At 69.3% G+C, this 25,270-nt stretch carries 34 protein-coding genes; 13 read left to right on the top strand and 21 right to left on the bottom strand.

Translation table 11 applies throughout. The features are described 5' to 3' along the window. Complete coding sequence (locus CKY28_RS02495; protein ID WP_095996735.1) at positions 1-681, bottom strand: carbonic anhydrase; 681 nt, start codon at positions 679-681, stop codon at positions 1-3. Then, on the bottom strand, positions 678-2,258 hold the full coding sequence (locus CKY28_RS02490; protein ID WP_095996734.1) for a SulP family inorganic anion transporter: 1,581 nt from the start codon (positions 2,256-2,258) through the stop codon (positions 678-680). Before CKY28_RS02490 ends, CKY28_RS02495 begins: the two co-directional genes overlap by 4 nt. 157 nt (positions 2,259-2,415) lie before the next feature. On the opposite strand from CKY28_RS02490, the gene CKY28_RS02485 reads away from it, so the two are divergent. Continuing rightward, on the top strand, positions 2,416-2,958 hold the full coding sequence (locus tag CKY28_RS02485) for a J domain-containing protein (protein WP_095996906.1): 543 nt from the start codon (positions 2,416-2,418) through the stop codon (positions 2,956-2,958). Between the two features lie 7 nt (positions 2,959-2,965). Here CKY28_RS02485 and CKY28_RS02480 read toward each other — a convergent pair whose 3' ends face one another. From CKY28_RS02480 to CKY28_RS18490, 9 genes are all read right to left on the bottom strand, one after another. Continuing rightward, on the bottom strand, positions 2,966-3,379 hold the full coding sequence (locus tag CKY28_RS02480) for a SufE family protein (RefSeq protein ID WP_095996733.1): 414 nt from the start codon (positions 3,377-3,379) through the stop codon (positions 2,966-2,968). A gap of 91 nt (positions 3,380-3,470) precedes the next feature. Next, on the bottom strand, positions 3,471-3,710 hold the full coding sequence (locus CKY28_RS02475; protein WP_095996732.1) for a hypothetical protein: 240 nt from the start codon (positions 3,708-3,710) through the stop codon (positions 3,471-3,473). An 11-nt stretch (positions 3,711-3,721) separates the two neighbouring features. After that, positions 3,722-3,961 (bottom strand): hypothetical protein, encoded by a 240-nt coding sequence (locus CKY28_RS02470; RefSeq protein WP_176472937.1) that lies wholly within the window; start codon positions 3,959-3,961, stop codon positions 3,722-3,724. 32 nt (positions 3,962-3,993) lie between these two features. Beyond that, positions 3,994-4,236, bottom strand: a complete 243-nt coding sequence (locus CKY28_RS02465; protein ID WP_425442479.1) for a hypothetical protein — start codon at positions 4,234-4,236, stop codon at positions 3,994-3,996. 41 nt (positions 4,237-4,277) lie between these two features. After that, the gene (locus CKY28_RS02460; RefSeq protein WP_095996731.1) at positions 4,278-4,601 is read right to left on the bottom strand and encodes a hypothetical protein; all 324 of its coding nucleotides are present in this window, start codon (positions 4,599-4,601) and stop codon (positions 4,278-4,280) included. 30 nt (positions 4,602-4,631) lie between these two features. Beyond that, positions 4,632-5,006 (bottom strand): envelope stress response membrane protein PspC, encoded by a 375-nt coding sequence (pspC, locus tag CKY28_RS02455; RefSeq protein ID WP_095996730.1) that lies wholly within the window; start codon positions 5,004-5,006, stop codon positions 4,632-4,634. Between the two features lies 1 nt (position 5,007). Beyond that, positions 5,008-5,307: an envelope stress response membrane protein PspB gene (pspB, locus tag CKY28_RS02450; protein WP_095996729.1), complete on the bottom strand. Its 300-nt coding sequence runs from the start codon at positions 5,305-5,307 to the stop codon at positions 5,008-5,010. A 1-nt stretch (position 5,308) separates the two neighbouring features. Further along, the gene (pspA, locus tag CKY28_RS02445; protein ID WP_095996728.1) at positions 5,309-5,986 is read right to left on the bottom strand and encodes a phage shock protein PspA; all 678 of its coding nucleotides are present in this window, start codon (positions 5,984-5,986) and stop codon (positions 5,309-5,311) included. 20 nt (positions 5,987-6,006) lie between these two features. Further along, a complete protein-coding gene (locus CKY28_RS18490; RefSeq protein ID WP_176472923.1) occupies positions 6,007-6,147 on the bottom strand; it encodes a hypothetical protein in 141 nt (46 codons plus the stop codon). Between the two features lie 171 nt (positions 6,148-6,318). Between CKY28_RS18490 and pspF the strand changes: the two genes are divergently transcribed. Together pspF and CKY28_RS02435 are read left to right on the top strand one after the other, a co-directional pair. Then, complete coding sequence (gene pspF, locus CKY28_RS02440) at positions 6,319-7,368, top strand: phage shock protein operon transcriptional activator (RefSeq protein WP_095996727.1); 1,050 nt, start codon at positions 6,319-6,321, stop codon at positions 7,366-7,368. Positions 7,369-7,448: 80 nt separating this feature from the next. After that, positions 7,449-8,063, top strand: a complete 615-nt coding sequence (locus tag CKY28_RS02435; RefSeq protein ID WP_095996726.1) for a superoxide dismutase — start codon at positions 7,449-7,451, stop codon at positions 8,061-8,063. A 144-nt stretch (positions 8,064-8,207) separates the two neighbouring features. On the opposite strand, the gene CKY28_RS02430 is transcribed toward CKY28_RS02435, so the two are convergent. From CKY28_RS02430 to CKY28_RS02420, 3 genes are all read right to left on the bottom strand, one after another. Continuing rightward, positions 8,208-8,897 carry an inner membrane-spanning protein YciB gene (locus tag CKY28_RS02430; protein WP_095996903.1) on the bottom strand — a complete coding sequence of 230 codons (690 nt, stop codon included), beginning with the start codon at positions 8,895-8,897 and terminating at the stop codon, positions 8,208-8,210. A 136-nt stretch (positions 8,898-9,033) separates the two neighbouring features. Continuing rightward, positions 9,034-9,969, bottom strand: coding sequence for a signal recognition particle-docking protein FtsY (ftsY, locus tag CKY28_RS02425; RefSeq protein ID WP_095996725.1), 936 nt, complete (start codon positions 9,967-9,969; stop codon positions 9,034-9,036). Beyond that, the gene (locus CKY28_RS02420; protein ID WP_095996724.1) at positions 9,966-11,159 is read right to left on the bottom strand and encodes a MiaB/RimO family radical SAM methylthiotransferase; all 1,194 of its coding nucleotides are present in this window, start codon (positions 11,157-11,159) and stop codon (positions 9,966-9,968) included. The genes ftsY and CKY28_RS02420 overlap by 4 nt, the downstream gene beginning before the upstream one ends. Between CKY28_RS02420 and CKY28_RS02415 the strand changes: the two genes are divergently transcribed. Next, on the top strand, positions 11,158-11,733 hold the full coding sequence (locus tag CKY28_RS02415; protein ID WP_095996723.1) for a DUF924 family protein: 576 nt from the start codon (positions 11,158-11,160) through the stop codon (positions 11,731-11,733). The genes CKY28_RS02420 and CKY28_RS02415 overlap by 2 nt on opposite strands. Here the strand turns inward: CKY28_RS02415 and CKY28_RS02410 are convergent. After that, on the bottom strand, positions 11,708-13,318 hold the full coding sequence (locus CKY28_RS02410) for a putative bifunctional diguanylate cyclase/phosphodiesterase (RefSeq protein WP_095996722.1): 1,611 nt from the start codon (positions 13,316-13,318) through the stop codon (positions 11,708-11,710). The two genes, CKY28_RS02415 and CKY28_RS02410, sit on opposite strands and share 26 nt — an antisense overlap. 202 nt (positions 13,319-13,520) lie before the next feature. Here CKY28_RS02410 and ffh point away from each other — a divergent pair, with 202 nt between their 5' ends. The 5 genes from ffh (at position 13,521) to CKY28_RS02385 (ending at position 18,201) form a co-directional block, all read left to right on the top strand. Continuing rightward, positions 13,521-15,005, top strand: a complete 1,485-nt coding sequence (ffh, locus tag CKY28_RS02405; protein ID WP_095996721.1) for a signal recognition particle protein — start codon at positions 13,521-13,523, stop codon at positions 15,003-15,005. Between the two features lie 37 nt (positions 15,006-15,042). Next, positions 15,043-15,441 (top strand): 30S ribosomal protein S16, encoded by a 399-nt coding sequence (rpsP, locus tag CKY28_RS02400; protein WP_176472922.1) that lies wholly within the window; start codon positions 15,043-15,045, stop codon positions 15,439-15,441. Between the two features lie 383 nt (positions 15,442-15,824). Continuing rightward, complete coding sequence (rimM, locus tag CKY28_RS02395; protein WP_245841510.1) at positions 15,825-16,271, top strand: ribosome maturation factor RimM; 447 nt, start codon at positions 15,825-15,827, stop codon at positions 16,269-16,271. A gap of 84 nt (positions 16,272-16,355) precedes the next feature. Then, on the top strand, positions 16,356-17,471 hold the full coding sequence (locus tag CKY28_RS02390) for a sensor histidine kinase (protein ID WP_095996719.1): 1,116 nt from the start codon (positions 16,356-16,358) through the stop codon (positions 17,469-17,471). Then, positions 17,461-18,201 carry a LytR/AlgR family response regulator transcription factor gene (locus tag CKY28_RS02385; RefSeq protein WP_095996718.1) on the top strand — a complete coding sequence of 247 codons (741 nt, stop codon included), beginning with the start codon at positions 17,461-17,463 and terminating at the stop codon, positions 18,199-18,201. The genes CKY28_RS02390 and CKY28_RS02385 overlap by 11 nt, the downstream gene beginning before the upstream one ends. A gap of 32 nt (positions 18,202-18,233) precedes the next feature. Here the strand turns inward: CKY28_RS02385 and CKY28_RS02380 are convergent, their stop codons facing one another. Together CKY28_RS02380 and CKY28_RS02375 are read right to left on the bottom strand one after the other, a co-directional pair. After that, positions 18,234-18,572 carry a UrcA family protein gene (locus CKY28_RS02380; RefSeq protein WP_095996717.1) on the bottom strand — a complete coding sequence of 113 codons (339 nt, stop codon included), beginning with the start codon at positions 18,570-18,572 and terminating at the stop codon, positions 18,234-18,236. 162 nt (positions 18,573-18,734) lie between these two features. Next, the gene (locus CKY28_RS02375) at positions 18,735-19,652 is read right to left on the bottom strand and encodes an NAD(P)/FAD-dependent oxidoreductase (RefSeq protein WP_095996716.1); all 918 of its coding nucleotides are present in this window, start codon (positions 19,650-19,652) and stop codon (positions 18,735-18,737) included. 73 nt (positions 19,653-19,725) lie between these two features. Here CKY28_RS02375 and trmD point away from each other — a divergent pair, with 73 nt between their 5' ends. Further along, entirely contained in the window at positions 19,726-20,454 is a 729-nt protein-coding gene (gene trmD, locus CKY28_RS02370; protein WP_095996715.1) for a tRNA (guanosine(37)-N1)-methyltransferase TrmD, read from the top strand. A gap of 1 nt (position 20,455) precedes the next feature. Next, positions 20,456-20,848 carry a 50S ribosomal protein L19 gene (gene rplS / locus CKY28_RS02365; protein ID WP_095996714.1) on the top strand — a complete coding sequence of 131 codons (393 nt, stop codon included), beginning with the start codon at positions 20,456-20,458 and terminating at the stop codon, positions 20,846-20,848. Between the two features lie 62 nt (positions 20,849-20,910). Here the strand turns inward: rplS and CKY28_RS02360 are convergent, their stop codons facing one another. Next, entirely contained in the window at positions 20,911-21,546 is a 636-nt protein-coding gene (locus tag CKY28_RS02360; protein WP_095996713.1) for a carbonic anhydrase, read from the bottom strand. 87 nt (positions 21,547-21,633) lie between these two features. On the opposite strand from CKY28_RS02360, the gene lipA reads away from it, so the two are divergent. Then, positions 21,634-22,563, top strand: a complete 930-nt coding sequence (gene lipA / locus CKY28_RS02355) for a lipoyl synthase (protein ID WP_176472921.1) — start codon at positions 21,634-21,636, stop codon at positions 22,561-22,563. A 28-nt stretch (positions 22,564-22,591) separates the two neighbouring features. Continuing rightward, positions 22,592-23,068 carry a type II toxin-antitoxin system RatA family toxin gene (locus CKY28_RS02350; protein ID WP_095996712.1) on the top strand — a complete coding sequence of 159 codons (477 nt, stop codon included), beginning with the start codon at positions 22,592-22,594 and terminating at the stop codon, positions 23,066-23,068. On the opposite strand, the gene CKY28_RS02345 is transcribed toward CKY28_RS02350, so the two are convergent. Genes CKY28_RS02345 through CKY28_RS02335 form a run of 3 tightly spaced genes read right to left on the bottom strand, consistent with a single transcriptional unit; the run spans position 23,011 to position 25,219 of the window. After that, entirely contained in the window at positions 23,011-23,541 is a 531-nt protein-coding gene (locus CKY28_RS02345; protein ID WP_095996711.1) for a CinA family protein, read from the bottom strand. The two genes, CKY28_RS02350 and CKY28_RS02345, sit on opposite strands and share 58 nt — an antisense overlap. Then, positions 23,541-24,068 carry a hypothetical protein gene (locus CKY28_RS02340; RefSeq protein ID WP_095996710.1) on the bottom strand — a complete coding sequence of 176 codons (528 nt, stop codon included), beginning with the start codon at positions 24,066-24,068 and terminating at the stop codon, positions 23,541-23,543. The genes CKY28_RS02345 and CKY28_RS02340 overlap by 1 nt, the downstream gene beginning before the upstream one ends. Next, on the bottom strand, positions 24,065-25,219 hold the full coding sequence (locus CKY28_RS02335; RefSeq protein WP_095996709.1) for a bifunctional 2-C-methyl-D-erythritol 4-phosphate cytidylyltransferase/2-C-methyl-D-erythritol 2,4-cyclodiphosphate synthase: 1,155 nt from the start codon (positions 25,217-25,219) through the stop codon (positions 24,065-24,067). Before CKY28_RS02335 ends, CKY28_RS02340 begins: the two co-directional genes overlap by 4 nt. Positions 25,220-25,270: the final 51 nt, after the last annotated feature.

Below are 25,270 nucleotides of genomic sequence, written 5' to 3'. Positions count from 1 at the left end.
CTAGAGACCCTCGGACGCCCCCGCCGCCTCCAGCTCCGCCGTCGGCACCAGCACCCGACCCGGCCGGGGCACGCCGTCGAGCGGCGTGTCGCGGTCGATCTCCATGAGCGGCTTCAGCAGGCCGTCGCGGATGTCGTAGACCCAGCCGAACAGCGTCAGGTCCTGCCCGCGCCGGAACGCGCCCTGGACGGTGTCGGTGCGCGCGAGGTTCAGGAGCTGGTCGCGGACGTTCACTTCGACGAAGCGGTTCACCCGCGCCTCGTGGTCGGCGAGCCCGTCGATCTCGTCGGCATGCTCGCGCCGCACGCGCCGCGCCTCTTCCAGCCACTTGTCGACCGGCCCCTCCACGCCGCCGTCGAGCGCCGCGGTGATGCCGCCGCAGCCGTGATGGCCGCACAGCACGATGTTGGGCACCTTCAGCACGTCGACCGCGTATTGCAGCACGGACAGGAGGTTCAGGTCGTCCGCATGGACCAGGTTGGCGATGTTCCGATGGAGGAACATGCCGCCCGGCTGCGTGTCGGTGATCTGCTCGGGGCTGACGCGGCTGTCGGAGCAGCCGATCCAGAGGAACCTGGGCGACTGGCCGGCGGACTGGCGACGGAAGAAGTCGGCGTCCTCGTCCAGGATCTCGCGCGCCCACGCCTTGTTGGCGAGTAGGACCTGCTTATGCTCCCTCATGCGAACTGCACCTCGGCCTTGGGCGCCCGGATCAGCGGGGCGGTACGCTTGGCGAGGTCGCCCTTCACCTTGACGGTGATGCCGCGATACTCCGCGCCTTTGATGAACGAATTGATGATCTCGACATTGTCGAGGTCGACGTAGTTGGTCGCGGAGAGGTCGATCAGCAGGTCGGCCCCGTCCGGCACGCGGGCCAGCTCGCGCTGCAGCTCGTACTTGTGGATGAAGTACAGGTTGCGGCGCGCGCGCACGAGGCAGTCGGTGCCGTCGCAGGCGAAGGTGATCGCGGTACGGAAGTTGCGCGCGACCACGAACACGAACCCGACCGCGAGGCCGATCGCGATGCCGACCAAGAGATCGGTGAACAGGATCGCCACGACCGTGATCACGAAGGGCGCGAACTGCGTCCAGCCCTGACGGAAGCGCTGGATGAACAGCGCGGGCTTGGTGAGCTTGTAGCCCGTCTGGATCAGCACCGCGGCGAGCGCGGCGAGCGGGATCAGGTTCAGCATCGCCGGGATCAAGGCCACCGAGAGCAGCAGCCAGAGGCCGTGCAGTATGGTCGACAGCTTGCTGTCGGCACCCGACGCGACGTTAGCGGAGGAGCGTACGATCACCGACGTGACGGGCAGGCCGCCGATCAGGCCGGAGACGAAGTTGCCGCCGCCCTGCGCGAACAGCTCCCAATTCTTGTCGGTCGTGCGGCGCTTGGGGTCGAGCTCGTCGATCGCCTTGACGCTGAGCAGCGATTCGAGGCTGGCGACGATCGCCAGCGTGATCGCCGCGGTCCACACCGCGCCGTTGCCGATCTGGCTGAAGTCGGGAAGCGAGAGGAACCCGATGAACTCGGCCGGGCTGTTCGCGATCGGCACCTGCACCAGGTGCTCGCGCCCGATCTGGAGCGAGGGCGCGACGACGCCGAGCAGCGCGTTGATGAGGACGCCCAGTACCACCACGACCAGCGGGCCCGGCAGAAAGGCGAGCGCGCCCTTCTTGGGTTTGTTCGCGTCCCACCAGAACAGGAAAGCGAGGCCGATCAGCGCGATCAGCACGGCGCCGGGCGAGACGGCCGAGGTGAGCGCGTTCCAGATGGCCGAGAAGGTGTTCTCGCCGTCGCGCTCGAAGAAGCTGAAATCGCCTTCGAAGTCGCCGTCATAGCCGACCGCGTGCGGGATCTGCTTGAGGATCAGGATGAGGCCGATCGCGGCGAGCATGCCGGTAATGACCGACGACGGCACGAACTCCGCCAGCACGCCCGACCGCGTCAGCCCCAGCGCGACCTGCATCGCGCCTGCCAGCAGCACGGCGAGCGTGAACGCCTGGTAGCTCGGCACGGAACCGATCGCGGCGAGCACGATGGTGGTCAGGCCGGCCGCCGGCCCGGCGACGGAGAGCGGCGACTTGGAGAGCGCGCCCACCACGATGCCGCCGACGATGCCGGCGACCAGGCCTGAGAAGGCGGGTGCGCCGGAGGCGACCGCGATGCCGAGGCAGAGCGGCAAAGCGACGAGCGCCACCACGATCGACGCGGGTAGGTCCGCGCGCCAGGTGCTCAACAGCGAACGGGATGTCTGCATGCGGGCTCCCGATATGTGATTACGTGTCGTTAGGCGGCCGAACACCGCCGGGACGGGGGGCGCTTACGCAAATCGTTTGCGCATGCCAAGCTTGCGCGTCGATGAACCGACGCCGCGATCGGTTGCGCGGATCGCCTGCGGGCTTATGTCGGGGGCGATGGCGCGCGCGAACGGCAGATCGAACGACTGGGGCTTCCCGCGCTGGCGCGGTTACGGCTCGGAGCGGGGCGCGACGCACGTGCGGCTCTGCGACCGGCACGGCTGCGACGCGCCCGGCGACCGGCCCGCGCCCAAGTCGCCCAACAGCCCTGACCGCTGGATGTTCTGCGAAGCGCACGCGGCCGAGTACAACAAGGGTTGGAACTACTTCGAAGGGCTCGACGCCGAGGAGGCCGCCGCGCGCGAGCGGCGCGAGCGCGGGGAAGGGGCGGCGTACAGCCAGGCCGGCCACTATGCTTGGGGCGGGCCGGGCAACGGCACCCGCTCGCGCGACGAGATGCGCGCGCTGGACGTGCTCGGGCTGGAGGCGGACGCGGCGTTCGAGGAGGTCCGCTCCACCTGGCGCCGGCTCGCCAAGGCCAACCATCCGGACGTCAAGCCGGGCGACGCCGCGGCCGCCGAGCGCTTCCGGGCGGTGCAGGCGGCGTACGAGGTGCTCCGCGCCGCCGAGGAGCGCCGCCAGGCCCGTCCCGCCGCGTGAGGGCGGATCAGGCCTCCGCCACGTAGCGGCCCGCCGTTTCGCGGATCAACCCGATCATGTTCGGGATACCTTGCGTCCGGTTGGAGCTGAGCTGGCGCCTCAGGTCGAAGGGCTCAAGCGAAGCGTCGATGTCCGTCGCCAGGATCTCGCCCGGTGCGCGGTCCTGCACCGCCAGCAGCACGAGCGCGATGATGCCCTTGGTGATCGCCGCGTTGGAATCCGCCAGGAAGTGCAGGGTGCCGTCCTCGCGGCGGGTAGGATAGACCCAGACCGACGCCGAGCAGCCCCTGACCAGGGTCGCGTCCGTCTTAAGCGCCGCCGGCATCGGCTCGAGCTGGCGGCCCAGATCAATCAGTAGGCGGTAACGGTCGTCGGCGTCGAGGAACTCATACTCGTCGCGGACATCTTCGAGGGTCGGCATGGCCCGGCGTTACCCGTTCCGCCCTGGCCGGGCAACGTCCGCGTCGCGGGCGCCGCGTCGCGCGGGACCCAGCCGGGGCGGAACAGCGGGATCACAGGTCCACGCCCGCCGCGATCGCCTCGAGCTTGCGGATGCGCTCGCGCAGGTCGGCGATCTCGATCCGAGCGCCCGTGTTGGACGTCGGCGCGGCCTCCGGCGCGGTCCGCACGTCCAGCTCGCGCCGCTTCAGCGCGACCCACTCGCGCCAGCCCGACAGGCCGGCGGTGACCACCATGCCCAGGCCCGCCAGGCCCGACACGGCGACCGTCACGTATAGGTTCAACTCGTTCATCGCCGCCTCCTTCAGCGGTCGCGCAGCTGCTCGATCTCGCGGTCGAGATCGACGCTGCTCCGGTTGTCGGTGATCACTCGCTCGAGGACGTGGATGCGCTCCTTCAGCTGCTTCACCTCGTCGCGCAGCTGCGCGTTCTCGACCTGCTCGGGCTCGCCCCATTGGCGCCCGCGGTGACGCGGCCTCTTCAGAACGCTCCCGATGACCGCGATCAGCACGATCAGGACGACCATCAATTGTGCGCCGGTCATCATGCGCCGTTACTCCCTTGTTCTTCTTGTTCTCAGTTCAGCGGCCGCTCGTCGCGGAGCATCTCGATCTCTTGCGCCAGATCATGGCCGCGGTCGGTCAGGATGCGCTCCAGCACGCGGACCCGCTGCTCCAACCGTTCGGTCTGCGCGGCGTACTGCGCCGCCTTCTCCGCCACCATGCTGGCCTCCAGTTCGAGGCGGCGCTGACGATAGGCGAGCCAGGGCTTCACGAACACGCCGCCGAAGATGGCGAGCAGTCCGCACGAGATGCCCATGATCGGGACAATGAAGGGGCTGATCTCCACGCTGCTTCTCCTCAGTTCGCCGGGCCGCGCAGTGCGCTGATCTCGCGATCCAGCAGCATCGGCGCGTCCGTCACGATCCGCTCCACGTTCGCCAGCCGGTCCTTGATCGACCCCAGCTCGGCGCGGAGCTGCGCGTTCTCCTGGCTGAGCAGCTTGACGCGCTCGACCGTCTCCTCATTCCGCTGCGGGTAGATCGCCTTGCCCCAGCTGTTCTCCAGCGGATAGCCGTGCTTGATCCGGAGGTGGGTGGTGTAGATCCAACCCACGACCCCCATCATGCCGACCAGCAGGCCCAGCGTGATGATCAGCGGCAGATAATCCTGTATCAGTCCCATCGGACGGAACTCCCCTGTTCCCGGCTGCGCCTAGCGCAGGCTCTCGATCTCGCTGGCGAGCCGCGTGTTGCGGCTGGTGTAGAAGGTCTCCATGTCGGCCAGGCGACGGTCGATGTCGCGAAGCTTGGACCGGACCTCGGCGGTCGAGCGCCGCGGGTTGGTGCGCACGCCCTGCCAGAACTTCGCGTCCTCCGGCGTCCCGTACAGGCCCGCCGGCTTCTTGGGCGCGATCAGCGCGGCGGCCACGTAGAGGAAGAAGAACCATCCCGTCGCGAACAGCAGGACCACCGATGCGACCCGGACGATCGTGGGATCGATCCCCGTATAATCGGCGATCCCGGCGCACACGCCCGCGACCTTGCCGTTCTGCTTGTCGCGGTAGAATTTGGTGCGGCTGGCGGACATCTCAGTTCCTCCGATCGAGCTGGTATTGTGATTGCGGGGCGTTCAGGCTCGGCTTCCACTCGGGCGTGGGGCCCGTGATGCCAGCCTTGAAGTCGGGGTTGTCCGCGGCGACGATCCGCTCGACGGTGTTGAGCCGCTCCTCGAGCCGGCGGGCGAGCGTGTACATCTCGTCCAGCAGCCGCTCGTCTTCGTCGGTGATGCGCGGCGCCTGCTTCCACTTGGTCACATAGTGCAGGATGACCCAGGGCAGTCCGACGAACAGGATGCCGACGATGACGATCGGCAGGAAAACGTCCTCCATCTCAGCCCTCCCCGTGGTTCCTGGCGCCCAAGCGGCGCTTCATCTCTTCGAGCTCGGCGTCGACGCGGTCGGACGAGCGCAGCTCGGCGATCTCCTCCTCCAGCGTCTTCTGCACGCCCAATCCCAGCGCCTCGGCGCGGCCCTCCGCGTCGTCCACGCGGCGCTCCAGCACGTCGAAGCGGCTGAACGCGTCGTGCGTCTTCGGCCCGTTGTACATCTCGCGGAGGCGGGCGCGGTTGTTCGCGCTCTCCAGCCGCGTCTGCACCGACGTTTGCTTGGCGCGCGCCTCGCGGAGACGGGACTGCAGCTTGGCGATGTCCTCCTCCGACGCGCGGAGCGCGTCGTCGAGCACCGACACCTCGGCCTTGAGCTGGTCGGCCATGTCGGCCGCCTTTTGGCGCTCGACCAGCGCCGCCTTGGCCAGGTCCTCGCGATCCTTGGAGAGCGCCAGCTCCGCCTTCTCGGTCCAGCTGTTCTGCAGGTCTTCGAGCTTGGCGATGTGCCGACGCATCTCCTTCTGGTCGGCGATGGTGCGCGCGGCGGACGCGCGGACCTCGACCAGCGTCTCCTCCATCTCCAGGATGATCATGCGGATCATCTTGGCGGGGTCCTCCGCCTTCTCGATGAGGTCGGCGAAGTTGGCGGCGACGATGTCGCGGGTGCGGGAGAAGATGCCCATCTAACAGATACTCCTTGGGGTCAGGCGATGCGCGCCGCGGCGACCGGGGCCTTGGAGCCCAGGGCGTGCGCCGGGCCGACCGCGCCGATGACGCAGGTCGCGCTCATCACCACCGTGCAGACGATGGCGGCGAAGCGGCGGGTGAAGTCGTTGTTCAGCATGTCGGCCTCCGTGATCTCGTTCGTGCGTCCGCTTGATGCGGTATGCCAAGGACGTTGCACGGGACGTGCCAAGTTTCAGAAGAACACTATCACAATGACTTAGACGCCTGCTTGGCGCATCCCGCCACTCGCGACTTGCCAGCTAGTGGGATTCTACGCCAATCATCGGCGATGGAGCGCACTACCCAGGTTATCGGCCAGTCCGGCGTCTTTCTCGACGCGTTGGAGCGCGCCAGCCGCGCCGCCGCGCTCGACAGGCCCGTGCTCGTCATCGGCGAGCGGGGCACGGGCAAGGAGCTCGTCGCCGAACGCCTCCACCGCTTGTCCCCGCGCTGGGACCAGCCGCTCGTCGTCATGAACTGCGCCGCGCTGCCGGAGACGCTGATCGAGGCGGAGCTGTTCGGTCATGAGGCGGGCGCGTTCACCGGCGCGACCAAGGTGAGGGCGGGGCGGTTCGAGGAGGCGGACGGCGGCACGCTGTTCCTCGACGAGCTCGGCACTCTATCGATGGCCGCGCAGGATCGGCTCCTGCGCGCGGTCGAATATGGCGAGATCACGCGCATCGGCTCGTCGCGGCCGATCCGCGTCGACGTGCGCATCGTCGCCGCCACCAACGAGCACCTCCCCGATAAGGTCGACGCGCACGAGTTCCGCGCCGACCTGCTCGACCGGCTGTCTTTCGAAGTCGTGACGCTGCCCCCGCTACGCGCGCGATCGGGCGACATTCCCGTCCTCGCTGATCACTTCGGCCGCCGCATGGCCGCGGAGCTCGGCTGGACGCGCTGGCCCGGCTTCGGTCCGCAAGCGCTCGACCAGCTGCTCGAGCATAAATGGCCTGGCAACGTCCGCGAGCTGCGCAACGTGGTGGAGCGTGCCGTCTACCGGTGGGAGCAGGAAGGGCCTGTCGACCGGATCGAGATCGACCCGTTCCAGTCGCCCTACCGCCCGCGTGGCCAGGCGCCCGCACCCACCACGTCGAACGGGGCCGCGGCCCCGCCGGCCGGGCCTGCGCCGCAGGCGGGCGAGGACACGGTCGTCGCCGCCTGCGACGCCGGGCCTAGCGACTTTAAATCCCGCGTCGCCCGTTTCGAGCGCGAGCTGCTGGCCAAGGCGCTCGCCGAGCATCGCTTCAACCAGCGCGCGACCGCCGAGGCGCTTGGTCTCACCTACGACCAGCTCCGCCACGCGCTCCGCCGCCACGACCTGATCGCGGCCGGCTGAGTACGCTTGCGCAACGACCCCGGCGGGACCATTTGGCGCGCGACCGCGTTAGCCGACGCGAGCCGAATGGGAGGAACGACATGGCTTTCGAACTGCCCCCGCTGCCCTACGATTACGACGCGCTGGAGCCGACCATCGACCAGGAGACGATGCGGTTCCACCACGACAAGCACCACAAGGCGTACACGGACAACCTCAACAAGGGCGTCGACGCCGACTCCAATCTGCAGGGCAAGTCGATCGAGGACATCCTCGCCAACATCTCGTCGCAGCCGCCGCTCGTCCGCAACAATGGCGGCGGCTATTGGAACCACGACTTCTTCTGGAAGACGATGAAGAAGGGTGGCGGCCAGCCGTCGGGCAAGCTGGCGGAGGCGATCGAGCGCGACTTCGGCGGCCTCGACAAGCTTAAGGAGGAGTTCAACACCAAGGGCGCGGGCCAGTTCGGCTCGGGCTGGGCGTGGCTGATCGCCGACGAGAGCGGCAAGCTGAAGGTCACCAGCACGCCCAACCAAGACAATCCGCTGATGGACGTGGTGTCCGACCGCGGCACGCCGCTGCTAGGCAACGACGTGTGGGAGCACGCCTATTATCTGACCTACCGCAACGACCGCGGCGCGTACCTCAAGGCGTGGTGGGACGTGGTGGATTGGGACACGGTGGGCCGCCGCTACGAGGCGGTGGCGAACGCCTAGGCTGCTTACGTCCGTTCACTTCTCCGGCGGAGGCCGGGGTCCAGTCACGGTGCGCTGCGTGGGTGCGCCCTCCCCACGGCGATCGTTACTGGACCCCGGCCTTCGCCGGGGAGGCGGGAGTGGCGCGCAGACGCAGAGCTCGCCTCACCCCTCCGGCGGCTTCGCCGCGACCGCCTCGTCCGCCAGCGTGAGCCCGTGCCGCATCAGCATCGGCACGTTCGCGAACGCGAACAACAGCGTCAGCGGGATCGCGCCCCACAGCTTGTAGATTACCCACACGTCCCAGCCGAGCGAGCGCCAGACGAGCTCGTTCAGGACGGCCATGACGACGAAGAACAGCGCCCAGTTGCGCGTCAGCTTGCGCCAGCCTTCCGCGTTCAGCCCCGGATAGGCGGTGCCCAGCAACCCCTCCAGCAACGGCCGCCCGGTCGCGAGCCCGAACGCCAGCACCGCCGCGAACGCCGCATAGACGATGGTCGGCTTCATCTGAATGAAGCGGGGATCGCGCAGGTAGATGGTCAGGCCGCCGAACACGACGACGAGACCGCCGGACAGCCACAGCATCGGCGAGATGCGGCCCGTCTTGACGCGGCTCAGCACCATCGCCGCGATCGTGACCAGCACGAACGCCGCCGTCGCGACGATCACGCGCGCGATGACGAGCGCGGAGATGCGGTCGAGGTCTGACAGGAAACCCGTCATCGCCGCGACCAGCCGCATCGACACGGACGCGGGCACGAGGAAGTTGACCGCGAAGAACGCGACCAGCGGCGCGTAGTCGATGAACAGGCGCGTGCCCGGCGAGAGCTCGGCGGATTGAGCGGACGCGGCCATCAGCTGCACCCCCCAACCGTCACCCCGGACTCGTTCCGGGGTCCATCGTAGTACGCGCGCTCCGCCGGGGTCGTACGCACGACTATGGACCCCGGAACAAGTCCGGGGTGACGTGAGAGAGTGAGGACGGGGGCACTCACTTCCGCACACCCTCCACGCCCGCGATGATGCGGGCGACTTCGTTGGGGTCGAACGGGCGCAGGTCGTCCATCTGCTCGCCCACGCCGATCGCGTGGATTGGCAGTCCGTAGCGCTCCGCCGCCGCGACGAGCACGCCGCCGCGCGCGGTGCCGTCGAGCTTGGTCATCACCATGCCCGTCACGCCCGCCACGTCGCGGAACACCTCGATCTGGTTCAACGCATTCTGGCCGGTGGTGGCGTCGAGCACGAGCACCACGTCGTGCGGCGCCTCCGGGTTGAGCCGCCCCAGCACGCGCCGGATCTTGGCGAGCTCGTCCATCAGCTCGCGCTTGTTCTGGAGCCGGCCGGCGGTGTCGACAATGAGCACGTCGATGCCGGTGGCGGTCGCCTGCTTCACCGCCTCGTAGACGATGCCGGCCGCGTCGCCGCCCTCCTTGCCCGACACGATCGGCACGCCTACGCGCTCGGCCCAGGTGGCGAGCTGGCCGATGGCGGCGGCGCGGAACGTGTCGCCGGCCGCGAGCATCACACCGTAATCCTGCTCCATGAACAGGTGCGCGAGCTTGGCGATGGTGGTCGTCTTGCCAGAGCCGTTGACGCCGATCACCAGGATTACCTGCGGCCGCGGGAACGCCTCGATCTCCAACGGCTTGGCGACCTTGGCCAACGCGCGCTCGACCTCCTCGGCGACGACGAGGCGGATACCGAGCTCCTCCATGTTCCGCTCGAACGTGCCCTCCGCCAGTCGCTGGCGCACGCGCGCCGCCGTCTCGGGGCCGAGGTCGGAGGCGATCAGCGATTCCTCGATATCGTCCAGCGTGTTCTCGTCCAGCCGCGCGCCGCCCAGGCCGGCCAAATTGCCGACCAGCCGGTCCGACGTGCGCCGGAAGCCGCCGAGCAGCTTGTCGTGCCAGGATGGTTGAGTGCTCATGCAGGTACGCCTTCGAGGTGGGTGTCGGTCGCGCCCGTCACGCGGACGCGCTGGAGGGAGCCGGGCGGGGAGGGCGGCAGCCGCACCTCGGCGAAATTGGCGGCATGGCCCCGGTCGCCCGATCGCTCGACGAGCACCGTCTGCTCGCTCCCGACCAGCGTACTGAGCCACCCGCGCCGCCGCGCCACCCCGCGCTCGCGCAGGCGCGCAGCCCGCTCGCGCCGAACTTCCGGCTCGACCTGCGGCATGCGCGCCGCCGACGTGCCAGCGCGGGGCGAGTAGGGGAAGATGTGCGCGTGGACCACATCGCAGTCGTCGAGCAGCGCCAGCGTGTTCGCGAACATCGCCTCGTCTTCGGTCGGAAAGCCCGCGATCAGGTCCGCGCCGATCGCGATCTCCGGCCGCTTCGCCTTCAGCCGCTCTACGGTGGCGACCGCGTCACCACGCGAGTGCCGCCGCCTCATCCGCTTCAGCACCATGTCGTCGCCGGCCTGCAGCGATAGGTGAAGGTGCGGCATGACGCGCTTTTCGCCCGTAACGAGCTCGAACAGCCGGTTGTCGATCTCGACCGAATCGAGCGACGACAACCGCAGCCGCTCCAACCCCGGCACGAAGCGCAGCACGCGCTCGACGAGCATGCCCAGCGTCGGCGCGCCCGGCAGGTCGTGGCCGTAGCTCGTCACGTCCACGCCCGTCAGCACCACCTCGCGATGCCCCGCCGCGACCAGTCCGGCGATCCGCTCCACCATCGCGCCGGCGGGCACCGACCGGCTCGGCCCGCGGCCGAACGGGATCGCGCAGAAGGTGCAGCGGTGGTCGCAGCCGTTCTGCACCTCGACGAACGCACGGGCATGGCCTTCGAACGCCTGCACGGGCGCGGCGGTCGCGCCCCAGTGTTCCGGCTTGAGCTTGTCGAGATTGCCGACGACGCGGTCCACCTCGGGCATCTCGGCGAAGCCCGCCGGGTCGATCTCCGCCGCGCAGCCCGTCACGACCAGCTCCGCGCCCGGCCGCGCCCGGCGCAGGCGTCGGATCGCCGCGCGCGTCTGCTTGACGGCCTCGTTGGTGACCGCGCAGCTGTTGACGACCGCCACGTCCCGGTCGCCCAGGAGCGCCCGGATCGTCTCGCTTTCCGCGATGTTGAGGCGGCAGCCCAGGCTCAGCACCTCGGGCCCGGAAGGAGAAAGCATGGCGCGCGATTTAAGGGCGGGCGGGAGCGAAGTCCACGAGGAGGCGACGCAGGTGCTGGACTACTGGTTCGCGCTGTCGAGCGACGAGCAGTTCGGGAAGGACGCGGAGCGCGACAGGGAGATCGCGAGCCGCTTCGGCTCCCTTCGCGAGCGCCTGCTGTCCACGCGGGCGGAGGGATGGCGCGACGATCCGGACACGCTACTCGCCGCGATCGTCGCGCTCGACCAGTTCTCGCGCAATATCCACCGCGGCACGGCCCGCGCCTACGAGGCCGACCCGCTCGCCCTCGAGCTGACGCTGGAGGCGATCGGAAAGGGGTGGGAGGACAGCTATCCGCCCGAGCGTCGCGTCTTCCTCTACATGCCGTTGATGCACGCGGAAGACGCCGAGATGCAGCGCCTCAGCGTCGACCGCTTCGCTGCCTCGAGCGACGAAGAAAGCCTGAAGTACGCGCGTGAGCACGCCGACGTCATCAAGGAGTACGGCCGCTTCCCGTCGCGAAACGCCGCGCTCGGCCGCGAGTCGACGCCCGCGGAAGCCGAGTATCTCAGCCGGCCAGACGCTGGCTGGTGACCTCGGGCGCGGGCTCGTCGGCTTGCGCGATCAGCAGCCGCTTCTCCGCCAGCATGCGGCGCACCTGCGCGATGCTCATCGGCCGGCCGTACAGGTAACCTTGACCGCGCGCGCAGCCCATCTGGCGCAGCCGCGCCTCGATCCCGGCATCCTCGATGCCTTCGGCGGTGACGGGCAGGTTGAGGCTGTCGCCGAGGCGGGCGATCGCGTTGACGATCGCCGCCGACTCTGGGTTCTCGACCGCGGACGCGACGAAGCTCTTGTCGATCTTGATACGGTCGAACGGCAGCGCCCGCAGATGCGCCAGCGACGAATATCCTGTCCCGAAGTCGTCGAGCGCCAGCTTGATCCCCTGGTTCTTGAGGCTGGCGACGATCGACTGCGACAGCGCCAGGTTCTCGAACAGCGAGCTCTCGGTGATCTCCACCTCCAGCCGGTTCGCGGGGAAGCCCGTCTCCGTCAGCGTCTTGATGATCTTCTGCGCCAGCCACGCGTCCTTCAGCTGCGCAGGCGAGATGTTGACCGACAGCGTCAGCGCCGGGTTCCAGTCCCGCGCGGCGGTGAAGGCCTGGCGCATGATCGCGACCGACAATTCGCCGATCAGCCCCGCCTCCTCGGCGACGCGGATGAACTGATCCGGCGAGACCAACCCGCGCGTCGGGTGCTCCCAGCGCGCCAGCACCTCGAAGCCGGCGAGCCGTCCCGTGACGAGGTCGATCTGCGATTCGAAGTAGGGGACGATCTGGTGCGCCGGCACCGCGGCGCGCAGGCCGCGCTCGGTCTCGTTCCTCGCCTGGAGCTCGCGCTCCATCGACTGGTCGAACCAGGCGTGCCGGTTTCGCCCGGCGTTCTTGGCCGCGTACATGGCGATGTCCGCCGAGCGCAGCAGCGCGTCGAAGCTCTGGCATTCCTGATCGGACCGGGCGATGCCGACCGACCCGCTGATATGCAGCTGCGCGCCTTCGGCCTGGAAGGGCCGGGCCATGCGCGTCACGATCTGCTCGGCCACGCGGTCGACCACGTCCGGGTGCTCGGGATCGAAGAACATGGCGCAGGCGAACTCGTCTCCGCCCAGCCGCGCCGCGAGCGATCCGCCGGGCAGCGCGACCTGGATCTCGGACGCGACCTGCTTCAGCAGCGCGTCGCCGACGGCATGGCCGTGCAGGTCGTTCACCGTCTTGAAGTGGTCGAGGTCGAGCATCAGCACGGCCAACGCCTTGCGCCGCTTGGCCGCGAGCATGAACATGCCGGCGCCGTCCTCCGCCAGGCTGCGGCGGTTGAGGAACCCGGTCAGCGCGTCGCGCGAGGCGAGCAGCTTGGCATGCTCACCCGCTTCCGTCAGCGCGAGCACCTCCCGGCTGAGCCGCCGATGCCGGAACCAGCCGAACAGGATCAGCGCGATGTTGAGCAGCAGCGCCGCCGCCATCGTGTCGTCGACGCCCGCCTGCTCGCCCCGCCACTGCCGGACCATGTCCGACAGCACCGCGCTGGCGGTGACCACGAACAGGAGGATCGCCGCCCCGGTGACCAGGCCGCTCACGAAGTCGGTGTTCGCCCCGGCCGGGCGGACGCGCTCTCGAATCATCCCTGTTCCTTGCTCCCACCCCTGCGACGGTCGCCTTGGCACGAGCACGGTGTAGAAAAGGTAAATGGCGGGCCGGCTTGCGCTCGGCAGACGCAGCAGGTACAGGCGCATCCGAGCTTTCGCCCACGGGCGCACGCCGGCCGACGAGGTTTCGTCCGCCGGCGCTTTTGCGCTTGGGCGTTAGGGCAAGTGGAGTGAGCTAATGTTCGAGAGCCTGAGCGATCGTCTCGGCGGCGTCTTCGACCGCCTACGCGGCCGCGGCGCGCTGACGGAGGCGGACGTCCGCACCGCCATGCGCGAGGTGCGCGTGGCGCTGCTCGAGGCGGACGTGGCGCTCCCCGTCGCACGCGACTTCGTGGAGCGCGCCACCGAGCGCGCGATCGGCCAGGACGTGCTCCGCTCGGTCACGCCGGGCCAGCAGGTCGTCAAGATCGTCCACGACACGCTGGTCGAGACGCTGGGCGCCGACGAGAGCGCGCTGACGCTGGACGTGACGCCACCCGCGATCGTGATGATGGTCGGCCTCCAGGGCTCGGGCAAGACGACCACCACCGCCAAGATCGCCAAGCGCCTGAAGGGCCGCGAGGGCAAGAAGATCCTGATGGCGTCCTTGGACGTCAACCGCCCGGCGGCGCAGGAGCAGCTCGCCACGCTCGGCGTCCAGACCGAGGTCGCGACGCTGCCGATCGTGCCGGGCCAGCAGCCCGTCGACATCGCGCGGCGTGCGCTCCAGGCCGCGAAGCTGCAGGGCTTCGACGTCCTCATGCTTGACACCGCCGGCCGACTCCACGTCGACCAGGCGCTGATGGACGAGATGAAGGCCGTCGCCGAGGTCGCGCGGCCGCAGGAGATCCTGCTCGTCGTCGACAGCTTGACCGGCCAGGACGCGGTCAACGTCGCGCGCAACTTCTCCGACCAGGTGCCGCTCACCGGCGTGGTGCTGACGCGCATGGACGGCGACGCCCGCGGCGGCGCCGCGCTATCGATGCGCGCCGTCACCGGCAAGCCGATCAAGTTCGCGGGCACCGGCGAGAAGCTGGACGCGCTCGAGGCCTTTCATCCGGAGCGCGTCGCCGGCCGCATCCTCGGCATGGGCGACGTCGTGTCGCTCGTCGAGCGCGCGGCGGAGACGATCCAGCAGGAAGACGCCGAGCGGATGGCGGCCAAGCTCGCCAAGGGTCAGTTCGACATGAACGACCTGCGCTCGCAACTTGCGCAGATGCGCCGCATGGGCGGGCTCGGCGCGCTGGCGGGCATGATGCCCGGCATGAAGGGCGCGCAGAACGCGTTGCAGCAGGCCGGCGGCGACAAGATGCTGATCCGCATGGACGCGATGATCGGCTCCATGACGCCCAAGGAGCGCGCCAAGCCCGAGCTCCTGAACGCCAAGCGCAAGATCCGCGTCGCCAAGGGCTCCGGCACCACGGTGCAGGAGGTCAACAAGCTCCTGAAGATGCACCAGGAGATGTCGACCGCCATGAAGAAGATCAAGAAGATGGGCGGCGTGAAGGGCATGCTGTCCATGCTCGGCAAGGGCGGGCTGGGCGGGCTCGGCAACGCGATCGGCGGCCAGCAGCTCGGCGACGTCATGGGCAAGATGGGCGGCTCCGGCGGGCTACCCGGTCTGCCGGGCGGCTCAGGCGCCCCTCAGCTTCCACCCGGCTTTCCGGGTTTCGGCAAGAAATAACCTCAACTTCGAACACTGAACAAAGGAACGGACATCAATGGCACTCAGCATTCGCCTGTCGCGCGGCGGCTCCAAGAAGCGGCCCTACTACCGCATCGTCGTCGCCGACGCGCGTTCCCCCCGCGACGGCAAATATGTCGAGAAGATCGGCACCTATAATCCGCTCCTCGCCAAGGACTCGCCCGAGCGTGTGAAGCTCGACGCGGACCGCGCCAAGCACTGGCTGGGCGTCGGCGCGCAGCCGACCGACCGCGTCGCCCGCTTCCTCGACGCCGCCGGCGTGAAGGAGCGCGCCCAGCGCAACAACCCCAAGAAGGGCGAGCCGGGCGACAAGGCCAAGGAGCGCGCCGCCGAGCGCGCCGAGCGCGAGCAGGCCGCCGCCGAGGCCGCGGCCGCCCCGGCCGAAGAGGCCGCGCCCGAGACCGCCGAGGCCTAAAGGCCTGCTTCCTTTACCCTCCGTCACCCCGGACTTGTTCCGGGGTCCATCGTCGTCCGCGCACTCCGGCCGGATCGCCCGCACCACGATGGATGCCGGAACAGGGCGCCCAGCAAAGTACTACTTTGCTGGGGTCCCATGTCCGGCATGACGAAGGGGGTGGGGCAGGGCACCGGACCCGCATCGACGCGTTAGTCGTGCGAGAGGAGCCCCGCCGATGCCGACCGATCCCAAGCATGACCAAACCCCCGGGCAGCAGCAGGACGACGCCACGAACCAAGGCGTCCCCCCGACCGAGCCGGCCGAAGGCTCGGACGAGTCCTCCCAGCCCACCCCCGACAGCCCCGGACAGTGACGGGCCGAGCTCCACCGCCGAAAAGGCGGTGACGCTCGCCGTCATCACCGGCCCGCACGGCGTGACGGGCGAGGTCCGGCTCAAGCTCTTCACCGAGGACCTGAGCCGCTACCGCAGCTTCAACGCGGGCGCGCTCACGCTCAAGTCGCTGCGCACCGGCGGCGCGGCGCCGATCGCGCGTTTCGCCGAGATCCCCGACCGCACCGCCGCCGAACGCTGGCGGAGCACGGAGCTGACGGTGCCCCGCGCGGAGCTCCCGCCGCTCGAGGAGGGCGAATATTACCACGCCGACCTGATCGGCCTCCCTTGCGACATCGACGCGGGCGAGCCGCTCGGCCACGTCGCCGCCGTCGAGAACTTCGGCGCGGGCGACATCTTGGAGATCGAGCGCCCGGACGGCCGGCGCTTCATGGTCCCGATCGCCGCGACCCGGATCGGCGAGCGCATCACCGTCGACCGCGAGTTCGTGGAGTAAGCCCTTTCGACCAACGTCCCAAAACGGTCGACAAGCGTCCGATCAGGCAAGACTTTCGCGGGCCGCCGCGTGTTACGCGGGGACATGCAGAACGGGTCCGGTAACAACCGATACAATGTCCGACCCCGAACGGCGGCGATCTCGATCCTGCTGTTCTGGGGCTTCTATTATCTCAGCCTGAGCGTGCGGTCGGTGATGATGGACTATCCCGGCTACCGCGAGATGTTCGAAGAACGCGCGGCGGTGGCGGTGACCGGGATGGGGCTGACCTGGCTCCTGTACCTCGTTCTTCGGAGCCTCCAGGGAAGGCGGCTGGGCGTGCAGGTCGCTGCGGCCTTCCTCGCGTCCGTGCCGGTGTCAGCCGCCTATGCGGCCGCGAACTACTATTTTCTCTACGTTCACGACCCCCAACTCAGGGCGTTGCACGAGGGGAACGCCGTAAACGCCCGCGCGGAAAAGCGGCGCAAGCCCTCGCACACCATCGCACAGAACGCGCTGCACTGGTATTTCTTCGTCGCCTGCTGGGCCGCGCTCTACCTCGCTTTATCCTACGCATCGCAAGTCGCCGGCGCGGAGCGTGAGACGGCACGGCTTCGGGCGGCGACGCGGGAGGCTGAACTGCGCGCCCTGCGGTATCAGGTGAACCCGCATTTCCTGTTCAATACGCTGAATTCCATCTCCTCGCTCGTCATGGCCCGCCGCGGCGAACAGGCGGAGAGCATGATCCTCAATCTGTCGCGCTTCTTCCGCACCAGCCTGGCGGCTGACCTGACGGGCGACGTCCGTCTGGAGGACGAGATCGCGCTCCAGCGGCTCTACCTCGAGATCGAGGCGATCCGCTTCCCCGAGCGCCTGCGGACCGAGGTGACGCTCGAGCCCGGCCTGGAGGACGCCTGCGTACCGGTCATGATCCTGCAGCCCCTGGTCGAGAACGCGATCAAGCACGGCGTTTCGCCTTCGCGCGAGCCGGTCACGATCCGCATCGACGCCCGCCGCGCACGCGGCGGGCTGCGCATCGAGGTGGCGGACGACGGACGGGCGCTCGCGCCCGCACTCGGCGGCACGGGCCTGGGCTTGCGCAACGTCTCCGACCGGCTGAAGCTGCGCTTCGGCGAGGAGGCGGAGATGATGAGCGGCGTCAGGAACGAGGGCGGGTTTAGCGTCGTCTTATCAGTTCCCTTGGTGTTCCGTGGCTGCTGACGCGCCGCTCCGCACGCTGATCGTCGACGACGAGCCGTTGGCGGCCGAGCGCATGCAGATCCTCTGCGCGCAGCTGCCCGGCGTCGCGCTGGTGGGGACGGCGCATGACGGCGAGGCGGCGCTGCGGCTGATCGAGGCTCTGTCGCCCGATCTGCTCTTCCTCGACATCGCGATGCCGGGTCTGGACGGGATGGAGGTGGCGCGCGTGCTGGAGGGGCGGGGGACGCGTCCGGCGGTGGTGTTCTGCACTGCCTACGACCAGCATGCGGTCGCCGCGTTCGACGTCGCCGCCGTGGATTATGTGCTGAAGCCGGTGGCGGCGGATCGACTGGCCAAGGCGGTGGCGCGCGTCCAGGAGATGCGGCGCGACGGCTCTGCGGTCGCGGCGGGCGGGTCGCGCTGGGCGGAGGAGTTCTGGGTCCCACACCGGTCGGAGATGATCCGGGTGGCCGCGGCGGATATTGAGCGGATCGACGCGGAGCGCGACTATATGCGCCTGACCGTCGCCGGGCGCAGCCTGTTGCTGCACCAGACGATCTCGGAGCTGGAGCGGCGCCTCGATCCCGACAGGTTCGTGCGCCTACACCGCTCCACGATCGTCAGGCGCGACATGATCGCCAGCCTGCGCCACGACGGCCTGGGCTCGTGGCGCGCGGAGCTGAAGGACGGGTCCACCGTGCGGATCGGCCGCACCTACCAGGCCGTGGCGCGGGCGATCGCCGGTCGCTGACGAACGACGCGGCGACCGCGGACGGGGCGGCATCACCGCGCCGCCAAGTCCATCCCCGCGGCGTTTTGGGCCAGCGCCACGCCCGCCCGACGCTCCAGCGCGGCGATGTCGGTACGCGCCCGGGTCCGCGCGTCGGCCATGCAGCGCAGCTCGCGCATCGCCGATCCGAGGTCGCGGTTCTGGCCCGCCCCGCAGACGCGCTTGATCGCGCCGTTCACGCGGCGCTCCAGAGCGGCGCGGCCCTTCGCGGAGGCGAGGTTGAGGTCGGCGTGGCTGACGCTGGCGGTCCGGACGTCGGACGCGGCTAGCGCGGGGGTGGGGGCGACCACCGCCGCGGCGATCGCGAGGGCTTGGATCAGGGAAGCACGCATCGATGTGTCCTTTGCTGAAGTTGCGCCTCCCGATCGGAGGCGGCTTCGGCTTGCACCTTGCGTGATCTCCCTGCGAGCGCGCTTCGGCGGATGGCTTGCGCGCTTCAACCGGAGCCGTTCGGCCGGCCGAACGCCGTTCGTCTTCGACCAACGGCATGAACGTCAGCGCGCCAGCACCATCTTCTCCGCCAAATCGTTGCGGATCGTCGTCGCCGCGACGCCACCTTCGCCCATGGCGTGGCTGATCTGGTCGAGACCCTTCACCACGTCGCCCGCCGCGTAGAGGCCGGGCACGCTGGTGCGCTGGTGGTCGTCAACGACCAGGCATCCGTCCTCCGACCCTTCCGCGCCCAAAGCGATCGCCAGCTCGGACCGGATCACCGATCCCAGCGCCGGATACACGCTGTCGAAGCTCATCTCGCCCTTGGGTGTCGGTACGACGATGCACTCGCCCTCGATCCGAAGCGACGCGCATGGCCCGCCCACGCGTTCGACGCCCAACTCGTCCAGCTTGGCGTGCTCCTCGTCCGACAACTCGATGTCGGTGTCGGGCGCGATCAGCGTCACGTCGCGCGTGTAGGTGCGCAGAAACACCGCCTCCTTGTAGCCGTGCGTGCGGTTGCCGATCACGCCCACGCGCTTATCGGTCACCTCATACCCGTCGCAAATCGGGCAGTAACGGATCAGTCCGCGTCGCATCGCCACGTCGTGGAGCTCGGGCGAGATGGGCGGCCCCTTGTTCACGACCCCCGTCGCCAGCAGCACGGAGCGCGCGCGGATCACATCGCCCTCGGCCGTGCGCGCCTCGAACTCATCGCCCTGCTTCTCGATATGCTCCACAAGACCATGCTCGACCTCGATGCCGAACTCCGCCGCCTGTTCGCGCATCTTGTCGAGCAGCTCCGTGCCCGGGATGCCGCCGGGATAGCCGGCATGATTATGTGTGCGCGGTATCCACGTCACGCGGCTGTGCCCTGCGTCGATGACGCGAACCTTCAAATGGAAGCGGGCTAGGTAGATGGCGGCGGTCATTCCGGCCGGCCCGCCGCCTATGACCAGGCAGTCGATAGAGTCGCTCATAGCTTGCGGTAGCGCAGGTGGTGCCGCTTCGTTCCGCTTGCAACGCCGCGCGGGCGCGAACAGGGGAGGGGCGATGACCTTCGCCGCCACCGTGCTCACCCTTTACCCGGACATGTTCCCGGGCCCGCTCGGGGCTTCGCTGGCGGGCAGGGCGCTGCGCGAGGGTCGCTGGTCCTTGGACGCCGTCAACATTCGCGACTTCACGACCGACAAGCACCGCTCGGTCGACGACACGCCGGCGGGCGGAGGGGCGGGGATGGTGCTGCGCGCCGACGTGGTCGCGAGCGCGCTCGACGCGCACAGGGACGAGCGCCCCATCCTCGCCATGACGCCGCGGGGTGCGCCGCTGACCCAAGCCCGCGTGCGCGAGCTCGCTACCGGTCCGGGCGCGGTGATCCTGTGCGGCCGTTTCGAAGGCTTCGACGAACGCCTGTTCGAGGCGCGGCGGATCGAGCAGGTCTCGATCGGCGACTATGTCCTGTCCGGCGGCGAGATGGGCGCGCTGGTCTTGCTCGACGCTTGCGTCCGGTTGCTACCCGGCGTAATGGGCGCGCCTTCCAGCGGGGAAGAGGAGAGCTTCGAAAGCGGCCTTCTCGAGTACCCGCACTACACCCGACCACTGGAGTGGGAAGGGCGCACGATCCCCGAAGTGCTGCGATCGGGGGATCATGCGAGGATCGCCGCCTGGCGGAGACAAAAGGCGGAGGCCGATACACGGCTAAGGCGGCCGGACCTGTGGGAGCGCCATGTCGGCGCTCGGGACCGACCGCCCTCTGGCGCGCAGCGACAGAAGGACGATTGAGATGAACATCATCCAGCAGATCGAGGCGGAGCAGATCGCCAAGCTCACCGCCGCCCGCGCCATCCCCGACTTCCGCCCCGGCGATACGCTGCGCGTGGGCGTCAAGGTGGTCGAGGGCGACCGCACCCGTGTTCAGGCCTATGAAGGCGTGTGCATCGCGCGGTCGAACAAGGGCATGGGCTCGAACTTCACCGTGCGCAAGATCAGCTTCGGCGAGGGCGTGGAGCGCGTCTTCCCGCTCTACTCGCCCAACATCGATTCCATTGACGTGGTCCGCAAGGGCGCCGTCCGTCGCGCGAAGCTCTATTATCTGCGTGGCCGCACCGGCAAGTCGGCTCGCATCGCCGAGCGCCGCGACAATCGGCCTGCGAAGGAAATCGCCGCGGCCGAGTGATCGGCCCGGCCTCCGGGCTTTCGGAAGGGCGCGGCGGCTCAGGCCACCGCGCCCTTTCTCGTTCAGGCAGGCTGGAACTCGCCCTGTTCGTTCGCGACGTGCAGCCGCGCGTCGCCGATCCCGAACCACGCCCCGCGAAGCTTGAGCGTGCCATCCTCGACCCGCTCGCGCACGAACGGATAGGTCATGAGGTTGCCGAGCGACTCGCGCACGCCCTCCAGCTCCAGCGCGTGCTGCGCTTCCGGCCCCGTGTCCGTGCCAAGCTTCGCGACGACCCGCTCGCGCGCGGGGTCGAGCGTCTTGACCCAGGCGTTCACCAATCCGCCGTCGCCCGGCTCCGCATTCGCGAACACCCGGCTCAGGCACGCGCCCACGCCGCCGCACGCCTGATGGCCGATCACGACCAGCTCCTCGACGTTGAGCTTCGTCACCGCGAACTCCAGCGCCGACGACACGCTGTGCGGTCGCCCGTCGGGCGCGTAAGGCGGCACGATGTTCGCGACGTTGCGCATCACGAACAGCTCGCCGGGCTTGGTGTCGAGCAGCTGTTCGGGCGCTACGCGGCTGTCGACGCAGGAGATCACCATCACCTTGGGCTGCTGGCCCTTGGGCTGCTCGCGCCAGTTGGCAATGTCCGCGTCGCTCAGGCGCTCGCGGAACCGCGCATGGCCCTCCATCATGTCGGAAAACGACGTCATGCTTCCTCCTGCAGATTGTCGACGCCGAGCCCCTAGCGCCCCGCGCGCGAGTTGTGGAGACGCCCGCGCATCGCTATCTCGCGCGCCATGAACGACATGACGCCGCTCGCCCGGCCCGAACGCCAGCGCAAGCCCGACTGGATTCGCGTAAAGGCTCCGACCTCCGTGGGCTTCGCGGAGACCAAGCAGCTCATGCGCCGTCTCAACCTCGCCACCGTATGCGAGGAGGCGGCGTGCCCGAACATCGGCGAGTGCTGGACCAAGAAGCACGCCACCGTCATGATCTTAGGGGACACGTGCACGCGCGCCTGCGCCTTCTGCAACGTGAAGACCGGCATGCCGCGCGCCGTTGACCCGCTCGAGCCCGAGCATGTGGCCGTCGCCGCCGCCGAGCTCGGCCTTGAGCACATCGTCATCACGTCCGTCGACCGCGACGACCTGCCCGATGGCGGGGCCAAGCAGTTCGTGCGCGTAATCGAGGCGCTCCGCCGCAACACGCCGTCTACCACGATCGAGATCCTCACACCGGACTTCCGCAACAAGGCGCAAGCCGCTGTGGAATCGATCGTCGAGGCGCGCCCGGACGTCTACAACCACAATCTCGAGACCGTCCCCAGGCTCTACCCGACGATCCGCCCCGGCGCGCGCTACTACGCCTCGCTCCGCCTGCTGGAGAGCGTGAAGCGCCACGATCCGTCCATCTTTACCAAGTCCGGCCTGATGACCGGCCTGGGCGAGGAGCGGATGGAGGTGCACCAGGTCATGGACGACATGCGCTCCGCCGACATCGATTTCCTGACCATGGGCCAGTATCTTCAGCCCACGCCGCGTCACGCTAAGGTGCAGGAGTTCACCGCGCCCAAGGCGTTCGAGGCCTATGCCGCGATCGCGCGGGCCAAAGGTTTCCTGCTCGTCGCCGCCAGCCCGCTGACGCGCTCAAGCTACCATGCCGGCGCGGACTTCGGGAAGCTCAAGGCCGCGCGCGAGGCTAAGCTGGGCAGGGCGCCCGCCCTTTGATCCGGTCCGACTGACCGGGGAGGGCAGAGTGCCCGCGCATCGCGAGACCCGCGTCCTCCCCTACACCCCCGAACAGATGTTCGACCTCGTCGCCGACGTCCGGCGCTACCCCGACTTCCTCCCCTGGGTCGTGGCGTTACGCGTGCGCCAGGACGGCGAGACGGAAACGCTCGCCGACATGATCGTCGGTTTCAAGGGCTTGCGCGAGACTTTCACGTCCCGTGTGAAGAAGCGCCGCCCGGACCACATCCGCGTCGACTATGTCGAGGGCCCGCTCAAGCACCTCACCAACGAGTGGCGCTTCCGCCCAGACTCGCGGGGCTGCGCGGTCGACTTTTCCGTCGACTTCGCCTTCCGCAACCGCGTGTTCGAGAAGCTGGCGGGCAGCGTCTTCGACGGCGCGCTCCGCCGCATGATCGGCGCGTTCGAGGCGCGCGCGGCCGAGCTTTATGGCGCGTCCGACGCCGGTGGCAGCAGCAGCTCCAGCGCGCACAGCGCCGCCTGAAGACGTACGCCGCCGCGGCCCAGATCGCCGAACTCGCGTTTCAGCGCGTGTACGTCGGCCGGATCCTGCCCCTTCAGCGCGCGCGCGAAGACGACGGTGCCGACCGGTTTCTTCGCCGACCCGCCGCCCGGTCCCGCGACGCCCGTGACTGAAACCGCCACGTCGGCCCCGCTCTTCGCCAGCGCGCCCTGCGCCATGTTCCAGGCGACCGCGATCGACACCGCGCCGAACGTGTCGATCAGGTCGCCGCTCACGTCCAACGCCGCCACCTTCGCCTCGTTCGAGTAGGTGACATAGCCTGCCTCGACCACGTCGCTCGACCCGGCGATCTCGGTCAGCGCCGCCGCGACGAGCCCGCCCGTGCAACTCTCCGCCAGCGCCAAGCGCCGACCCGCCGCCCGGTTCTCCTCGACTACGCGCCGCGCGAGCTCAACCAGCTCGGCCGGCAGGATGCTGTCCCTCGCGTCTGCCATCACCGCGCCTCCGCCGGGCAGAGCGGCAGGTCGGGCACGTCGACCCGCTGGCCCTTGGCCCGCTGCGCCTTGAGATAGGAGAGTGACGTCACGATCACAGAGGCGGTGTTGCGCGGCGGCAGCGGCTCCAGCTGGGTGACGAGCCGGTCGATCGTGCCGCAGTCGCTCTGCTGGATGCGCCCCACCAGCTGGGGGGCGATCAGCGACACCAGCACCGGCCGCGCGAAGTCGCTGTCGAGCAGCCCGTCGGCCAGTCCCAGCGCGAGCTTGCCCACCGCCGCCTTCGCCTGAGGCCAGGCTTGGTCGGCGGCGGCGTCGTACTTGGCGATGAACGGCCCCGCACTCCGCCGGACGAGGCTCGTCGCCGGCAGACGCGTCGCGCAGACCCGGCCCGTCTCGCGGATGATCGTCGGCATGGCCACAAGCGCCAGCGCCTCGGCCTCAGGCGTGGTCACGCAAGCTTGGCGTTGCGCCTGGGCGGGGGAGGCGAGGAGGACGGCCAATGCCGCCAAGCCGGCCAGCCTCACAGTTCAGGCACCCGAACCGTTGCAGCCGCCTGCGCAGCTATACCCTCGCCACGGCCCGTGAAGCCCAGCTTCTCGGTCGTCGTCGCCTTCACGCTCACCCGATCCGCCGGCACATCTAGCATCTGCGCGATGCGCGCCGTCATGGCACCGCGGTACGGGCCGACTTTGGGCGCTTCGCAGATGATCGTCAGGTCGGCGAACACCACCTCGCCGCCGCGCGCCCGGATCAGCTCGACCGCGTGCCGCAGGAACTGCCCCGACTCCGCGCCGCGCCATTGCGGGTCGCTGGGCGGGAAATGCGTCCCGATATCGCCCGCGCCGATCGTGCCGAGCAGCGCGTCGGTTAGCGCGTGCAGCGCTACGTCGGCGTCGCTGTGGCCGGACAGTCCGCGATCATGCGGGATCAGCACGCCGCCCAGCCACAGCTCCTCCCCGACCTCCAGCCGGTGGACGTCGAAGCCGGTCGCCATGCGGTACTGCCACTGCATTCCGGCGCGCGCCTCGGCGAGCGCGAAGTCGGACGGTTGGGTCACCTTCTCGAGCATCGGATCGCCCTGCACCACCGCCACCTCAACGCCAAGCCGCCGTACCATCTGCGCGTCGTCGGTCGCCTCCTCGCCCACCGGCCACTCGGCGTGCGCCCGCAGGATCGCGTCGAGCCGGAAGCCCTGCGGCGTTTGCACGCGGACGAGCCCGTCGCGTGGCACGACCTCGCCCAGCACCGCGCCCCCGTGCGCGAGCGTGTCGGCGACGGGCAGGGCAGGGAGGGCGCCCTCGTACGTGTGGAGCGCGTCCACCACCGCCGAGATCACCGTCGCCGGCGAAAACGGCCGCGCCGCGTCGTGGATCAGCACGCGCGTCGCCCGTGTCGCCGCCGCGGCCGCGAGCCCGTGCGCGACCGACTCGCGCCGGCTCGAGCCGCCGGTGACCAGCTTCATTTTCCCGCCGATCGCATCGCGCGCCAGCTGCTCCGTACCCGGTGCGACCACCACCATGACGTCATGCACCGCCGGATGTGCGGCGAAGGCCGCGTGCGCGTGCGCCACGAGCGCGCGCCCGCCGACCTTTCGATACTGTTTCGGCGCGCCGCCCCCGGCTCGCACCCCGCTGCCGCCCGCGACGATGATCGCGACCACATGCTCCTCGCTCATACCCGCGCGCCTAGCCGAGGGCCGCACCGCTTGCCAGCGAGCATCGGGGGG

Source organism: Sphingomonas lenta, assembly GCF_002288825.1.
GTDB classification, from domain to species: Bacteria; Pseudomonadota; Alphaproteobacteria; order Sphingomonadales; family Sphingomonadaceae; genus Sphingomonas; species Sphingomonas lenta.
The sequence above is the reverse complement of the archived record's forward strand: the minus strand, read 5'-3'. Positions and strand labels throughout refer to the sequence as shown.

Excerpts from the sequence above, each read along its gene's own strand:
- CKY28_RS02495 (WP_095996735.1), bottom strand. The coding sequence starts at position 681 with ATGAGGGAGCATAAGCAGGTCCTACTCGCCAACAAGGCGTGGGCGCGC.
- CKY28_RS02490 (WP_095996734.1), bottom strand. The coding sequence starts at position 2,258 with ATGCAGACATCCCGTTCGCTGTTGAGCACCTGGCGCGCGGACCTACCC.
- CKY28_RS02485 (WP_095996906.1), top strand. The coding sequence starts at position 2,416 with ATGGCGCGCGCGAACGGCAGATCGAACGACTGGGGCTTCCCGCGCTGG.
- CKY28_RS02480 (WP_095996733.1), bottom strand. The coding sequence starts at position 3,379 with ATGCCGACCCTCGAAGATGTCCGCGACGAGTATGAGTTCCTCGACGCC.
- CKY28_RS02475 (WP_095996732.1), bottom strand. The coding sequence starts at position 3,710 with ATGAACGAGTTGAACCTATACGTGACGGTCGCCGTGTCGGGCCTGGCG.
- CKY28_RS02470 (WP_176472937.1), bottom strand. The coding sequence starts at position 3,961 with ATGACCGGCGCACAATTGATGGTCGTCCTGATCGTGCTGATCGCGGTC.
- CKY28_RS02465 (WP_425442479.1), bottom strand. The coding sequence starts at position 4,236 with ATGGGCATCTCGTGCGGACTGCTCGCCATCTTCGGCGGCGTGTTCGTG.
- CKY28_RS02460 (WP_095996731.1), bottom strand. The coding sequence starts at position 4,601 with ATGGGACTGATACAGGATTATCTGCCGCTGATCATCACGCTGGGCCTG.
- pspC (WP_095996730.1), bottom strand. The coding sequence starts at position 5,006 with ATGTCCGCCAGCCGCACCAAATTCTACCGCGACAAGCAGAACGGCAAG.
- pspB (WP_095996729.1), bottom strand. The coding sequence starts at position 5,307 with ATGGAGGACGTTTTCCTGCCGATCGTCATCGTCGGCATCCTGTTCGTC.
- pspA (WP_095996728.1), bottom strand. The coding sequence starts at position 5,986 with ATGGGCATCTTCTCCCGCACCCGCGACATCGTCGCCGCCAACTTCGCC.
- CKY28_RS18490 (WP_176472923.1), bottom strand. The coding sequence starts at position 6,147 with ATGCTGAACAACGACTTCACCCGCCGCTTCGCCGCCATCGTCTGCACG.
- pspF (WP_095996727.1), top strand. The coding sequence starts at position 6,319 with ATGGAGCGCACTACCCAGGTTATCGGCCAGTCCGGCGTCTTTCTCGAC.
- CKY28_RS02435 (WP_095996726.1), top strand. The coding sequence starts at position 7,449 with ATGGCTTTCGAACTGCCCCCGCTGCCCTACGATTACGACGCGCTGGAG.
- CKY28_RS02430 (WP_095996903.1), bottom strand. The coding sequence starts at position 8,897 with ATGGCCGCGTCCGCTCAATCCGCCGAGCTCTCGCCGGGCACGCGCCTG.
- ftsY (WP_095996725.1), bottom strand. The coding sequence starts at position 9,969 with ATGAGCACTCAACCATCCTGGCACGACAAGCTGCTCGGCGGCTTCCGG.
- CKY28_RS02415 (WP_095996723.1), top strand. The coding sequence starts at position 11,158 with ATGGCGCGCGATTTAAGGGCGGGCGGGAGCGAAGTCCACGAGGAGGCG.
- CKY28_RS02420 (WP_095996724.1), bottom strand. The coding sequence starts at position 11,159 with ATGCTTTCTCCTTCCGGGCCCGAGGTGCTGAGCCTGGGCTGCCGCCTC.
- CKY28_RS02410 (WP_095996722.1), bottom strand. The coding sequence starts at position 13,318 with ATGATTCGAGAGCGCGTCCGCCCGGCCGGGGCGAACACCGACTTCGTG.
- ffh (WP_095996721.1), top strand. The coding sequence starts at position 13,521 with ATGTTCGAGAGCCTGAGCGATCGTCTCGGCGGCGTCTTCGACCGCCTA.
- rpsP (WP_176472922.1), top strand. The coding sequence starts at position 15,043 with ATGGCACTCAGCATTCGCCTGTCGCGCGGCGGCTCCAAGAAGCGGCCC.
- CKY28_RS02390 (WP_095996719.1), top strand. The coding sequence starts at position 16,356 with ATGCAGAACGGGTCCGGTAACAACCGATACAATGTCCGACCCCGAACG.
- CKY28_RS02380 (WP_095996717.1), bottom strand. The coding sequence starts at position 18,572 with ATGCGTGCTTCCCTGATCCAAGCCCTCGCGATCGCCGCGGCGGTGGTC.
- CKY28_RS02375 (WP_095996716.1), bottom strand. The coding sequence starts at position 19,652 with ATGAGCGACTCTATCGACTGCCTGGTCATAGGCGGCGGGCCGGCCGGA.
- trmD (WP_095996715.1), top strand. The coding sequence starts at position 19,726 with ATGACCTTCGCCGCCACCGTGCTCACCCTTTACCCGGACATGTTCCCG.
- rplS (WP_095996714.1), top strand. The coding sequence starts at position 20,456 with ATGAACATCATCCAGCAGATCGAGGCGGAGCAGATCGCCAAGCTCACC.
- CKY28_RS02360 (WP_095996713.1), bottom strand. The coding sequence starts at position 21,546 with ATGACGTCGTTTTCCGACATGATGGAGGGCCATGCGCGGTTCCGCGAG.
- lipA (WP_176472921.1), top strand. The coding sequence starts at position 21,634 with ATGAACGACATGACGCCGCTCGCCCGGCCCGAACGCCAGCGCAAGCCC.
- CKY28_RS02345 (WP_095996711.1), bottom strand. The coding sequence starts at position 23,541 with ATGGCAGACGCGAGGGACAGCATCCTGCCGGCCGAGCTGGTTGAGCTC.
- CKY28_RS02335 (WP_095996709.1), bottom strand. The coding sequence starts at position 25,219 with ATGAGCGAGGAGCATGTGGTCGCGATCATCGTCGCGGGCGGCAGCGGG.